A 13,949-nucleotide genomic window follows, 5' to 3' on the forward strand; every position below is an offset into this window, starting at 1 on the left:
ATAAATGCGTGTGTATCAGCAGAACACTCTTTCTTTCAACAGCTTCAGGAAGGATTCGCGGTTCACCTCAAGACAAACCTCAACATTCCCAGCCTCATTGAGCTCCCCAACCGTGATTCCCGTCGGATGTCGATGATCGTAATCAACGCGGATGCTCATCCTGCGGGTCGTTACAAGCTGGCGGTCTATCAGCAGCGCAACAGCTAAAGGATCGTGCATAAATGTGAAATCCCTCTTTCGGTAATCCATATACCCTTCAATTTGCTTGGTCAAAGTAACGGCCAACGGGGTTGCCGAGGCTGTCAAATCGTCTTTATCCTGTCTCGTAATGGCAACCTGCCTCGTTACATCCAGCCCTACCATAAGGATTGGTGCCCCACTGGAGAACACCAGCGACGCTGCCTCGGGATCGCATTTCACATTATGCTCGATGGGAGGGAGCTCCACTGCGCTGCTGCCTAACCGAACGACACCGCCCATCATGACGATTTCCTTGACGTGCCTCACTAGACGCGGCTCTCGAATAATAGCTGCAGCGATATTTGTCAGCGGCCCGATGGTCACCAAAGTGATTTGATCCGGGTTATTCATTACCGTTTCAATGATAAAATCAACGGCATGCTTACCGTCGTTCCTACCCTGATCGTCAATGTCCAACCCTTCTCCCTCAATCCCTGCCCAGAACACCTCACGGTTGTGCAATAATGTCTGTACAACTCCGGGATACACCTCGACCTCGCTGTCACCGGACAAGGCCATGATTTTCTTGGCAATTTCCGCACGGACATGTACGTTACCGTATACGGTTGTCACTCCTTCAAGCTTGATTTCCGGCGATCTTAGCGCAAGCGATAATGCGACGGCATCATCCGAATCCGTTCCGATATCCGTATCGAGTATTATGCGATTCATTACTGGAGTCCCCCTATTTGTTTTGAGATGCTTCCGATTCATAATTTAAGTATAGGTTGTATAGGGGGAGGCGAAAACGGATGATATTTTAAGATCTTAGAGGACAATCTAAAGATTGTGCCTATTCTCGACCCGACATGGCGCGATACTCTTGCGGCGATACGTTATAATAGCTTTTAAACAATTTTGTAAAATAGGGGGTATATTGATAACCCAGCAGGGCGGAGATTTCATAGATTTTGGCCTTTGAATTTCTCAACAAGTAGGCAGCCTTCTCCATACGGTACCGGTAAATATATTCGCTCAAGTTCTCGCCGGTTTCTTGTTTGTACGCAACCGACAAATAAGACGGATGAAGATGGACGTGGTCGCTGATGGCCTGCAGGGTTACATTCTCGGAGAGATGGCGCTCTATATATTGATGAATTTGCAATACAAGTGAGCTCTTACTCACGTTACCGCCAACGGCAACGCGTTCTTTAAGCCGATTCAGCACCTGAGCCGCCCAAGCATGAAGCAGCTTCACGGTACGAAACACAGGGCTGTTAATCCCTCTCATATAGGGCTCCTCTATCACATCCGCCATTTGCAGTCCATACATGTGAATCACGTAGGTGTAGGCATTCGATAAAGCAAAATACACTTCCGATAAATATTCCGCGGAGTCCATTCCATTGCTGCTCAGCTCTTCAAAAATATAGTTCAATCTCTCCTGTGCATCCTGCCACCGGCCGGTCTCTATCAGCTGTAAAACGGTAGGAGGTTCGTACAACCGCTGGAGAGGCCTCAGTGGTGTATGCGGAGCTTGGTCCCACAAACGTTGAAACAACTCCTGTTCGCTTTCGGGCAGCCTTCTGAACAGCGTCAGAGCTTTTTGATACAGCTCGGTAAGTCCTTGGGGGAAAGCTTCAAAGTCACTGACAATGACTGAGATTTTTCCTTGAAGATATATCGTTATATAATGCTGTAATTGCGGGATCAACTGCTCCAGCTTTTTTCGGGAGGCATCCAGCAAATCATTGTTTTTTGTTTTTACTAAGAAAGCCAGATAATGACTGTCGTCTTTGCAGGACCAAACTTCAAAAAATTCTTGGAACACTTCCTCTGTAATATTAACGATTGCATATTCAAATAAGGAAATGTCCCGCTCATCATATTCCAAAAAGCGATTTTCAATTCTTAGCAGCATCAAAGCTGCCTTATCCCCTGATGAGAAAGGAATACTTAACCTTTCCATTTCTTCGGTCAATATCCCCGGGGTCTGCTTTCCCCCTTTAAGTAATTCGAGCAGTAGAGATGCTTGTAAGCGCACGATATGAGAACGAAGCGTTTCCTGCGCTTTTTTGTTGGAAACCACGGCTTCCCTCTTTTGTTGTAGCCTTTCAGCCGTTTGAAGAATGGTTTGCAGCAGCTCATCTTTCTTGACCGGCTTTAACAGGTACGCCGCTGCGTTGGTTTTTAACGCCTGTTGTGCATATTCGAACTCAGCATAGCCTGATAAAAGGATACATTCGATATCCATCTGTTTCTGTTTGATATACTCGCACAATTCAAGCCCTGTCATTCCCGGCATGCGAATGTCGGTGACAACAATATCGACAGGGAATTGCTCAATGATCTGAACGGCCTCTTGCCCAGAGGCAGCTGTATATACGCAATCAAAGTTTGTAGTTTTCCTTATAAATAAAGTCAAATCCTCCAAAATAACAGGTTCATCGTCAACCAGAAGCAATCGAATCATGATGAGTCCCCTTTCTCCAGTAAATAGTCACACTAAGTCCTGCCAGATTTGATGATGGTTGCAATTCCAGTCCGGATTGTTCACCAAACCAGTACTTTAAACGCTGCTGCACATTCCAAAGTCCATATCCGGTTGTTTCATCCATAGGACTATTAAGTTGTTCCGTTAACAGATGCAGCCTATCTGCTGTAAGACCAACGCCGTTATCTTCAATCGTTATGCGGGTGTAATCCTCTGTAAGCTCTCCGGTAATCTGAATGACGCCTCCCCCCATCTTGGGTTCCAAGCCATGAACTATCGCATTTTCTACAATGGGCTGTATAAGGAGCCTTGGCAAACGCAAGTTCATCATTTCCTCAGGAATTATCATTTCGTATTGAATCCGCTGCATTCTTAACAAATGAATTTCCAAATAGTTTTTCACTAATTTCAGCTCATCTACGAGACAGGTATGGGGGTCGTCAAGCCGGGTGATATAACGATAATAATCACTGAGATTGTAAGCCATGGCGATAACAGGCTCATTGCGGCCAAGACTTGCAGAGCTAATGATGAAGTTAAGACAGTTGTACAAAAAATGTGGATTAATTTGAGCTTGCAGCTGTTTCAATGTAGCCAGGCGGGACCGGTTTTTTTCTTCATATACATCCTCAATCAGGTGTTGAATTTGCCCTGCCATATCATTGAATCGAACAACCACAAAATCAAATTCATTATGAAACCATCGATTCAGCCTCACGTTAAAGTCGCCGTTCTGAAATCTTTTCAAGACAGCAGTGAGTGCGTGAAGGGGAGCCTGAACATGCTTATACAGCAGGAAGGAAACCAGTATTCCTACCGCTAGCAAGAGGATAATAAAACCATAGAAAAAGTTTCGAATCTTGGTGATGGGAGCTAATATTTGCTCCAGCGGTGTGTAATCGACAACATAATACCCAAGCGCTTGTGAATAGACGTAGTTTATAAGATAGCTTTTTTTACCTACTTCCGTAACAAAGTCACCCTTTTCCCCCAAAGTATTTTGAAAAAGAAAATTCACCACAGCATCGGTAGTTTGTTTATCCGAGGTACGGTTATAGCTGATATGATTTTGTCGGTCAACCATGAAGGGATCGCCTTTGCTGCCCGTCTTCAACTGATCCAATAGAGAGGTAATATTTTGCTCATAAAACGCCATTTCTACAATAACCACACTTTGATCCAGCTTCCCGCTTTCATTTATCGGCCCCCCTGCATAGTAAACAAAAGATGACATATCCGGGCGGTCAGGGTCCGATCTGTAGCTCCAATTGGTATTTCTTATATTTTTGTCTAGCTGCTGCTCATCATAAGGGATTTGTCGTAACGTGGTCGATAAAGTTTTTTGTACAGAGGGAAAGTACAGTGTAATATCGTTATACCAACTGCTGGCGGAGCTCTGAAGAGTCAGTTTTTCCTGAACAGTCGATTCGATCTGACTGGATAGCTGTTGTTTGCCGTTCAACATGGTTCTTTCCATACCCAATATCGTTGTATCTCTAGTAAGTGTAATCGCATTCATAGCTAAGCTTAAAGCTATCGAATCCAATTGTTTACGGAAAAACTCCAGCTGATTGCTCTTTTCTTTTTGCAGAAGCCCTTCTACGACACGAACGCTAACCTGATTCGATAAGCCATAAAGGAGTAAGATGGGTATTAGAAAAATGAAGATAACGGCGTTCATTTTTGAAAAAATATTTTTTTTGATTATCATGTAGTATCCCCTTTTACCGTGCATGATCTTTAATCCTTAAATAGTCGAAGAACACGACGCCATTATATGAGTTTATAAAGTCAAAAACAAGACATCCATGATAATTCATAGCTCCCGGCTATACATTTATGTTACCATAATGCTCATTCCGATAGTTCAGGGAATGGTACTGGGAATATTGTCCGGTTATAATCAACAAACATCGGTTAATCGTTTTCTAAAACCGAATCTTAAACAAGCGTTGTATTTCCTGAGCTCCATAATCCATTATTAAGGAGTGGATAACAATGAAAAACTGACCTCTTAAGGTCAGTCGGATTGTCGAAAAATTCCTCTATTTGAACTGCACCCCAATTATTAGACACAATCTAACAATTGGAGGAACTTTTTTATTGGCAAGTTTTTTCCGAAAGGGAAATTTCTGGAACCGCAAGCTTATTTAACTGGGAAAGCGGCTCCGTCTACCGTTTTACAGTGGAAACGGGTATTAGAAGAACAAGGTGAAGACGCCCTCAATTCAATAAAAAAGGGGCGTCTATCGAGGAAGAAGGAAAATAACTCGAACACTACCTTAAAAAAGTTGCATTACTCCAGTTGTCTCAGATTCCATGGATGAACGACTGGCGCGGGGAAGCTTACGTTGTTTCAATTTGGAGACCGTGGCAGCAGCCGTCGCTCCTGATGCTGACCAGATCAAAGTCGGACCGCTTCCTTTGGAGGTGTTGACACTCATTTCGTCAAATTATTATTTTACGTAATTAAAATAATGATGCGTCTAATGCCCGAATGTCTACGGATGGGTCATATATGTTTCGGTAGTTCTGAGATCGTTGCCGGAATAGAGCAGCCGTCTCTACATCACCGATTTACTCTGCAAAAACGGAAATACACCAGTCGGCAAACACATTTCCAGCGTGTAGGATACGTTTTCCGGCACATAGCCCAGTATACGGAAAGACTCTACTGATTTCGGGGCACCTGCCGATGTATCCATATCTCGATTCAGCAGCTCCCCCTGCGATGATAAATGTCGATGCGTACTTCAGCTTAGGAGCCGTTCTTGATTGTAGACTCTTCGATCGCTTTGTTCATCGCTTCATCCAGTTTCCGAAGCGCTGTGTTAACATCCACGTTCTTATACATGACATCTTCGTACGTTACGTTCATCAGCATGTTAGCATCGAATATCACAGGAACCATTGGCATCGAGTATTGGATCTTGAACAGTGATTGTATATTTTTCCCTTGCAGCGCAGGATTGTCGCCGCCAAGGCTTTTCCTGACCTTATCGTCGGTAAGCGATGGAATATAGCCGCTCTTGGCTAGCGTTGTTTGCATCTCCTCCGAGGTCAAATAATTGATGACGTCGAATGCCGCATCCTGATGCTTGCTCTGTGCGGATATGGACCAGACGAACTGATCCAAATTAGGACCCTTTTTGGAACCGCTGTCAAAAACCGGCGTCGTTACAATATCCCAGTTGAAGCTATTCCCATTTCTTTGCATTATGTTAACATTCTTTTGGAGAGCGTCCCACCAAACCATCGACATCGCCTGAACCTTCTTATCCATCATAGTCGGGTTAATGTTCCAGAATTCATTAATGTTCGCAGGAAGGTTGCCCGGGATCGAATAGATGTCCTTCATCGTATCAAAAATCGTCTTCCAGCCTTCGGTGTTGACAGCCGACTTGCCCGTCTTCGGATCGACCCACTGCTGGTCAAGCTGGGCTGATAGCACGTACGGGCGTCCCGGATTTAGCCCCAAATATTGAATTCCTTCAATCGTATTTGTCAATCGCTTTGCCATCTCCGCAGCCTCTTTCCAGGTAAGCCCGTCAACGGGATATGGAACCCCGAACTTGTCGAATAAATCTTTATTGTACATGAGCGTTTGCAAATTTAGAAAATAGGGAAGAGCCACCAGACCTTTGCCGCCGTTGTACATCTTTAATGCTTCAATCGCCTGCGTATTGAATTTCGATGTATCCACTTTATTCTTTTTGAGCAGCTCGGACAAATCCATCGAAATTTTCATATCCTGCAATATTCGGACCGTAGCGTAATTGGTCATCGTAATATCGGGAATGACTCCAGCGGACATAAACTTCTGGAACGTCGCATCCTGATTGAGACCTTCCGACGGCAACACGTTAAACGAAATATGAGGAAACTTGCGTGTAACCGGATCGATAATATTCTTCTGAATAGCATCCTTATCGAATGCAGGCATGGAGTACAGCGTCAGCGTTACCGGTTCCGTGCTTTTGGGCTTATCAGCAGCATCTCCAGCAGGCTCACTCGATTTACCACTGCAGCCGGCTGCCAAACCAATAAGCATAACAGAAGCCAAACTTATTTTGCACAGTTTTCCATACATATGTAAATTACCTCCTTAAATTGTTTATAGCCTCTCGGAATTCGCCGAGGCTTATAATTTTCCGGTAAATGAATTCAGCGGCCCAGCGCCGACATCGGAGAGCGTGCAGCAGCACGCCGATGTTGACTGGGCCTTGCGCAGCCGTAATCTCGGCCTCTACGCTGTAAGTCTTCCAAGCGGGTTCGCCGTCGACCGCTTCGCCACTCGTTGATTTGCTGTGCGGTATCGGCCGTTCTCTATTTTAAGACCTCTTGGATCTATTGTTGGAACAAATAGTTTCGGGCCGCGCGTTTCACCGGATATTTGTCGTTTTCCGGCAAAGTCGGATCTTGAGTGCGTATCACCCACGTGCAAAGCTCAGCGAGCATTTCACGTTCAACCTCTCCGTACTCGACACGTCCATACAAATTGTCCAGCTCCAACGGATCGTTCTCAATATCGTACAATTCTCCATTTCCGCACATATCGAGATTGATCTTCCATTTCCCCTTACGCACCGTACGCAGCCAGCCGGATTGGGTATACAAATTCAACTCGTTGAATTCCACTACGCCGTTCGTAATGCTCCCTGTGCCGCTAAAATCATACGTCTCGTCGTCAGCATGATAAAGCCCGCCATATCCGTGCTCGGCGTATACACTGGCGAACTCCCTTTGCGGATAAGCCCCGCCGGTCAACATTGGCCATAAGCTGCGGCCCTGTACGCCAGCAGGTATGGAGGCTCCCATCGCCTCGCACAACGTGGGCATTACATCCGCCAAAGATATATGAGCCGGGTGCGGCCCGTCGCATGCCTTTATACCTGCGCCATAAAATTGAAGCGGTATACGGGTTAAGATGTCAGGCGCCTCCGGTCCCTTCTTGATTAGCTCATATTCTCCTAGAAAATCGCCGTGGTCGGACATAAACACGATAAGCGTTTGATCGAGCAGGCCGTGCATTTGTAGAAATTCCACAAAACGTTTTACTTGATCATCGATGAAACGCATCATTCCCAGGTAGTTGGAGCGGGCTCTCGGAATACGCTCCCGGTAATCCGGCAGAAAATGTTCAATCTGCGCGCCGTAAAATGTCCATTTCGCCCCTTTACCCATACGTTCCTTTTCTCCGGCTACAAGCGGTGGCAGCGATTCCGGCGGGAACATCGAATAATAGGGCTCGGGCGCTTGGTAAGGATTGTGTGGCTCAGGAAAGCTTAGCCACATAAAGAACGGGTTGCCGTCCAAGCTCTGAATCCAATTTTGAGCAGAGGATACAGCGCGGTAAGGAAGCTGGCATTCGAGCGGAAATGGCGTCGGCTCCATGCTTACTTGCGACAACGTTTTAAGCCATGCGTCATACGCCATTTCCTCCTCGGTACGGTTCGGTCCGAAGCCGCCCCAGTGCCCGAGAAGCAGACTAAAGTCCGCTTTCTCCTTCGGATCGATGTAGCTGTGGTTTTTCCCGATGAGTGCCGTTGAATAGCCTTGCTCCTTGGCGGTATCAAACAAATCCTTGGTAAACAACGCTTTACCTAAATGCATATTCGTGTTCACCCGATGTGCGCTTGCATAACGGCCCGTTAGGAAGCTGGTGCGGGCAGGACCGCAGATCGGCATCGTTGTATACGCTTTGTTGAACCAAATCCCCTCACCGGCAAGATGGTCAAGAAACGGAGTTGTATCGAGAGGATAACCCTCTAATGCTCGAGCATCCGCCCTTTGCTGGTCAGTCATAATAACGATTACATTTCTTTTGCTGTCGAGCATAGCTTCTCTCCTGTTCTGTATATGCGGTTACTTTATATCCTGAATCGCTAGATTCATAGTCTCTTCCAACTTACGCAGAGCGAAATTAATGTCCACGTTTTTGAAATTCAATGGCATAAACCGACGATGCCCTGAACTCGAATTCCCAGCTGGAGCCGGTGCGTTGAATTTCTGTATGGGCAATCTTGATCAACTCCGGCTCAAAAACAGAGTTGATATCGTCGATGCTTTCTCCGGTTATTTCATAAAGCTGCGCGGTGTGATGCGTTTCAAGGCCGTTTATCTCGAGCTCTGTCCTGACAGCTTGAAGGCTGCGGTTTACGACAAACACTGTGGCTTTATCCATCGATTCGTTCATGCATGCAACGACGTCAAGTACTGGCAATCCGTCCATATTTACTCGGGCGTTCGGAGCTTTGACGCTGAACTCGCCGCATTGCACATCGGTATGCGCCACAAAACGAATATCCCGATTCGCGTACAGCTGCATCACATAATAAGTCGGTGTGCCATAAACGGTAAGCGGCTTTCCGCTCCAGCCCGGAGCTTTGCCCCTGAACTGGTCCGCATAAAAGTCGCCGACTCGGATACACCCGCCCAGCCAGCCGTTTACGAGATCGGAGTAGCTGCCGACTTGCACCATATCGCTGTTGCGGATAAACGTGTTCAGATTCGCGGCGTTTGCGGCGGCGGCTTCCAGCGTATGCTCCATCGGCAAGCCTTTGCGTATTGTGTTCGGATAGTACATCGTGTTGTACTCCGTCAAGGCGAGCTTGACATGATTATGTCTTTGGCTGCTTCGAATCAGATCGGCCGCCCGAGTGATAACCTCATGGGTACGCTCCGCAAAAGACATGATCGCCTTGAATCTCTCTTCGCGCGGGGTTGCCGCATTCATGCCAAACCGATTGTATCCGTGATAAATATGGATCGTTAAGAAATCCATAAACTCTCCGGCAATCTCGAGCATCGGCCTGTTCCATTCCGACCTTGTATCCCCGCAAGCCATCAGGCAAATAGACCCGTCGGCAGCTTTCATCGCTTTAGCGAATTCAACGTAGCGATGGGCGAACTTCTCCGCCGTACAATGCCCGACCTGCCAAGGGCCGTAAATTTCATTCCCGACTTCCCAATATTTTACACCGTACGGCTCCGGATACCCATTCGCTGCGCGCAATGCCCCCATCGGCGTTTCCGGTCCTCCGTTGCAATATTCCACCCATTGGGCAGCTTCTTCCGGAGTACCGGATCCAGCGTTTACGCAAATGAGCGGCTCCACATTCAAATCCCGGCAAAACTGAATAAATTCGTCTGTGCCGAACGTTTTGGCCGTCCAGCCTCCCCAGGCCTCATTGATCATATTCGGCCGTTCGAGGACAGGTCCGACTGCGTGCCGCCAGTGGTAGGCGCTTATATAATTGCCCGCAAGCCGCATCATGCCGGCATTCAGCTCGCGGGACATCTCGAATACTTCCCGCTTTACGTTTCCGACACTGTCACAAGGCAATAGGCTCACATGATCCAGCCACAAGTATCCAGTCGCAATGCTGTCTCTCCAACGCTCGTGCGTCGATGGGACGTATATCCGCAATTCCGCGTCCATACAGGAATCCGTTACCTCGAAGGTTGCGTCGTACTCCTGCCAGTTATGGCTACTCAATTCAAGCTGGCAGCCTCCGAGTATCTCTCCGCTTTTGCAGGATGCGATTTCCACCAAAAGCGTCCGAAGCTCGATTGAAGCTCTCGCGCCCACTTTCAGCTGATAAGAGATTCCGCCTTTTACGGCAATCCGTTGGGTGATCCCCGCATAACACCCATCCTCGCTAAATATCCGGATCGTCTGGCTGTGACCGGAATGCTTGGAGGCCGCCGGCTCGAGCCTATACTTCGTATTTCTGCCGTTCGTGTAAGGATACCAGCTGCCCGATACCCCGTCGTGCTTTTCCCCGCTTTCAAAATCCATATCCTTAATTGAATAGGCCAGCATCGCTTCCATATGGTCGCGAATGTCCTCCACAAAATGTCCGAAAATATAAGGATTCACCGGATTGTCGCCGACCCTGCCACAATTCACGCTAATTTTTGCCCTGTCTATCATAGTAGTAAGCTCCTTTAACTAAATGTATTTCCATCCTCTTTGGTCGCGTTCTTCACGACGTTTACTCGCCGCTGCCCTCATCGCTGGAGTCAGAACCGCTCTGGTCCGTTTTGAACGAAGTTTTCAAAGCTCTCACATCATACAAATTCGCTTTCGAACTGCTGATATCAAAAGCTGTCACAGCATCGTACACGACAACACAACCGCTCGAGTAAAATCCAACTTTTCCTGGTTTGCCGGCAAACGGGTCCTCGAGGCTGAATTTCAGCTCATGGTTCACCCACATATTAATGCGGCCATCCATGCGGACCGTCCTGAAAAAATTTTGAGAGCTGATCTCCTCGCGCAGCGCAAACGAGAACGGGCGGTTATTCGACGCCGGAACCTCATATTCAAACTCTGCTTCAGACCATTTTTCAGCCGCATCATCCCAACGGTTAAACCCGAAAGCATTCGAAGCCGGGTCTGGCAGCTGGAAAGACGCATCCAGATAATCGAACCTTCCGGAGGTCCATAATATTTTCGCTTCGGATATTTCCGCAGCGCCACGCAAGTTGTATTCGTATCGTTTTTGAAGTTTGCCTTCATAATTCGAGTGTCCGTATATGGTGTACCGGGCGGCCGGTGCGGATTGCAGCAGCTTCTCTTTGCCATTCTTGACGAGCAGGACATCAAACTTCTTGGCTGCATAATCCGTATACGCGGCAACGTAATTGTTCTCGTCGATGTAGCTGAGAACTATTCCGGCTTTGCCGGATTCCGGCAACTTGACGGTGTCGATATATGCCGAGAACTCATGCTCCGGGACAAGGTCGCCTTTGACCGCAATCGATTTATCGGTTGGAGCAGATTTCAATCCCTTGTCCGTCACGGACCAAGAATCGCCCTTCCATCCGTCCATTCGGCTTTTATATTCACTCCAGCCGATCGTCAAGGTGACATTGTCCATTTGCACATGAGAATTTTGCGCAACGAGCCCGAGCCTGCCGGGGCTTGCGATTCGCTTGTCCTCCAGTACGGGCAAGTCGTCGTTCAACTTATAGTGATCCAGCTCCGCATACAGCCTCGAGCTATTCTTATAAACCTTCAGCGTATGGTACTGCTCCCCGAAGCCCGCTACCCTTTCGTCGTTCTCCAAAAACCTGAACGTATGCGGCAACTCCATCCGTATCAGTTCGGACACTCCGTCGAACGTGCTCTCCAGGATCAAGCTGCTTTCGTCTCGATCGATGTAAAGACGCGCTTTGTTGTTCTCGTTCTTGTGCCAAACGGTAATCCCAGCACGGCCTTGCTTCCCCGCTTGCCCCTCATCGAACCGGATATTCGTCTCCAGAAAGTAGTTCTCGGGCTCAAAATTACGCAGCAGCAGCTCCTCCCTCCCGCCTGCGGCATTGATATGCAAAGCGTCTTTGTCTATATCGACACTGTTCGACACATCCGAGTAAATCTTCAGGCTTTCAGCTGAATCAAAGTGATCCTGAAAGGTCGGCATGAAGGCGTCGAAATGAAGGTTTGGCGAATTGCCAGAGGTTACCCCGTCCGTGACCATTTCGTCTCCCCAGAAATAAATGCGGTCCTTGCCTTGGCCGTTAATGCTGTTCCAGAAAGCTTTGTACACGCCCCACGTTTCAAACCCGTTCGGGCCTTTGATCACGTTTGGCTGCGTTGGACCGACGATGTCAGCCTCGACCGGTTCGCCGTTCGTATCATACAAGCCGAAGTCTAGATGGTTGAATTCACCTTTCTTTCCTGCTTCCGCCGCAATGACATTTTTACCCTTTTTCAAGACGCCAGCCGGCACTTCTATAAATTGATAAGCACGGTTCGAGCCGTTCACGCTCACCATTTCCTTGCCATTGATATATATTTTTCCTTCGCCTTGAAGCCGGTGTCTGAGCACAGCCGTTTCCGGAACACGATCCAGTGTAAATGTGCGCCTCACCCAAATTTGCCTTGGCCCTGTCAGCGCTCCCCAAATCGGGCTGTTGCTCGTCGCTCCTCCGTTGTAGATGGTCGGTATGCGGGCACGGTATTGGGTCGGGTAGCCGAAGCCGCCTTCCCCTTTTTTCCATTTGGAAGCATCGTACTCCGTCTCGTTCCAGCCCTTACCGGGAGCCTCAAAGGTGTATACGTAAGGCTGAGAGCCGTGTTCGGCCGTAGGCAGGATCACTTTATAGTTCAGGATCAGCCGCTCGATATTCCGGGCAAGCAGCTTGCCGGGGTACTTGCTTGCGTTTGTGAAGCGGTCGTAATGATCCGCTTGGGCAACGCCCGTTTCATATAGCCCGGATTCCGGGAACATCTGGTTTGCAGCGTACAGCAAGTAATATTGGCCGTTATGATAGTACATCTCCGGACCTTCAAAGTTGACGAAGTTCAAATTGCCCCAATGACCCGGCTGAGTATGGAGCAATTCTTTTCCAATGCCTCGCGCCTGATTTCCCTGTTCATTAAAAAAGGACTGCACCTTCCCCAACCAAGCCGCCGCCTTAAACTCGACCACCTTGTCTCCCGTGTTCGGATCCGGTTCATTCGGATTGCGCTTTCGTATATAAATCAAATCCCCGTTATGCGCCACAAAAAATTGCAAATCGATGCCGGTGTCGAACTGCCTGTCCAGAAAACTGTGCTTGAAGTCAGGTTTTTCCGTATGCATCGTTGCAGGGTTGCCATGCAGCAAATTATTGCTGTTGAAGCCGTAATTCATGACGCCGTTATGATACAGGAAATCGGATGCTCCATAACTGGAGAAGGTGGCATCTTGGTCTGCATACCCGGGAAGCGTTTTACGGTCCGTCGATATAAAGCGGATCGGGCCCTCCCAATGCACCATATCCTTGGACCGGTACAAATTCCCTTCCGTTCCTGTTCCAGCCGCATAATAATATTTTTCAATAGTCCCGTCATAAAGAGGCACCTTCTTCCCCTTGTTCGGACCGGAGGCGATGACGAACAAATTGTCGAGAATTTTGGACTGGGACCCTGCGGCCGCTTGCTGCTTCCCAATTAAAACATCTTCTATCCTCTTCACTCCCTCCGATTCAATGTGCTTTTCAAATAAGTTAACGTTAATGTCAAAATGGGTAACGGCAATTCCTATAGAAGTCAACATCATCCCTGCGGATAATAAAATGAGATACCGCTTTTTCATCGTGCACCTCTTGCTCCAGCATCATTATTTCAGCGGCATTTACCTATAGATTCATCTTATGGGAGGATTACAGGGTGAACAATGAGCAATAAGGATATTGTATTGAGAATTATGGACATTATGTTTCGCGGAGAATGTGCGGTATGCTAAAATATCAATCACTAACAGCTTATATATGGCGGTGATTA

At 47.7% G+C, this 13,949-nt stretch carries 7 protein-coding genes; all 7 read right to left on the reverse strand.

The features are described 5' to 3' along the window. Positions 1–15: 15 nt before the first annotated feature. Positions 16–912 (reverse strand): nucleoside hydrolase, encoded by an 897-nt coding sequence (locus ACFQ88_RS05735; protein WP_379452795.1) that lies wholly within the window; start codon positions 910–912, stop codon positions 16–18. A 121-nt stretch (positions 913–1,033) separates the two neighbouring features. Continuing rightward, positions 1,034–2,653: a response regulator gene (locus tag ACFQ88_RS05740; protein ID WP_379452797.1), complete on the reverse strand. Its 1,620-nt coding sequence runs from the start codon at positions 2,651–2,653 to the stop codon at positions 1,034–1,036. Next, positions 2,631–4,385, reverse strand: a complete 1,755-nt coding sequence (locus ACFQ88_RS05745) for a sensor histidine kinase (protein WP_239624422.1) — start codon at positions 4,383–4,385, stop codon at positions 2,631–2,633. The genes ACFQ88_RS05740 and ACFQ88_RS05745 overlap by 23 nt, the downstream gene beginning before the upstream one ends. 1,047 nt (positions 4,386–5,432) lie before the next feature. Further along, positions 5,433–6,764 (reverse strand): ABC transporter substrate-binding protein, encoded by a 1,332-nt coding sequence (locus ACFQ88_RS05750; RefSeq protein WP_379452800.1) that lies wholly within the window; start codon positions 6,762–6,764, stop codon positions 5,433–5,435. Positions 6,765–7,021: 257 nt separating this feature from the next. After that, positions 7,022–8,512 carry a sulfatase-like hydrolase/transferase gene (locus ACFQ88_RS05755; protein ID WP_379452802.1) on the reverse strand — a complete coding sequence of 497 codons (1,491 nt, stop codon included), beginning with the start codon at positions 8,510–8,512 and terminating at the stop codon, positions 7,022–7,024. Positions 8,513–8,597: 85 nt separating this feature from the next. Next, on the reverse strand, positions 8,598–10,610 hold the full coding sequence (locus ACFQ88_RS05760; RefSeq protein ID WP_379452804.1) for an alpha-L-arabinofuranosidase C-terminal domain-containing protein: 2,013 nt from the start codon (positions 10,608–10,610) through the stop codon (positions 8,598–8,600). Between the two features lie 61 nt (positions 10,611–10,671). Further along, positions 10,672–13,761: a hypothetical protein gene (locus tag ACFQ88_RS05765; protein WP_379452806.1), complete on the reverse strand. Its 3,090-nt coding sequence runs from the start codon at positions 13,759–13,761 to the stop codon at positions 10,672–10,674. Positions 13,762–13,949 lie beyond the last annotated feature (188 nt).

Source organism: Paenibacillus sp. NPDC056579, assembly GCF_042793215.1.
GTDB lineage: Bacteria > Bacillota > Bacilli > Paenibacillales > NBRC-103111 > Paenibacillus_S.

What these genes read in the sequence shown, in the direction of transcription:
- ACFQ88_RS05745 (WP_239624422.1), bottom strand. Translation starts at nt 4,385, where the DNA reads ATGATAATCAAAAAAAATATTTTTTCAAAAATGAACGCCGTTATCTTC.
- ACFQ88_RS05750 (WP_379452800.1), bottom strand. Translation starts at nt 6,764, where the DNA reads ATGTATGGAAAACTGTGCAAAATAAGTTTGGCTTCTGTTATGCTTATT.
- ACFQ88_RS05735 (WP_379452795.1), bottom strand. Translation starts at nt 912, where the DNA reads ATGAATCGCATAATACTCGATACGGATATCGGAACGGATTCGGATGAT.
- ACFQ88_RS05740 (WP_379452797.1), bottom strand. Translation starts at nt 2,653, where the DNA reads ATGATTCGATTGCTTCTGGTTGACGATGAACCTGTTATTTTGGAGGAT.
- ACFQ88_RS05765 (WP_379452806.1), bottom strand. Translation starts at nt 13,761, where the DNA reads ATGAAAAAGCGGTATCTCATTTTATTATCCGCAGGGATGATGTTGACT.
- ACFQ88_RS05755 (WP_379452802.1), bottom strand. Translation starts at nt 8,512, where the DNA reads ATGCTCGACAGCAAAAGAAATGTAATCGTTATTATGACTGACCAGCAA.
- ACFQ88_RS05760 (WP_379452804.1), bottom strand. Translation starts at nt 10,610, where the DNA reads ATGATAGACAGGGCAAAAATTAGCGTGAATTGTGGCAGGGTCGGCGAC.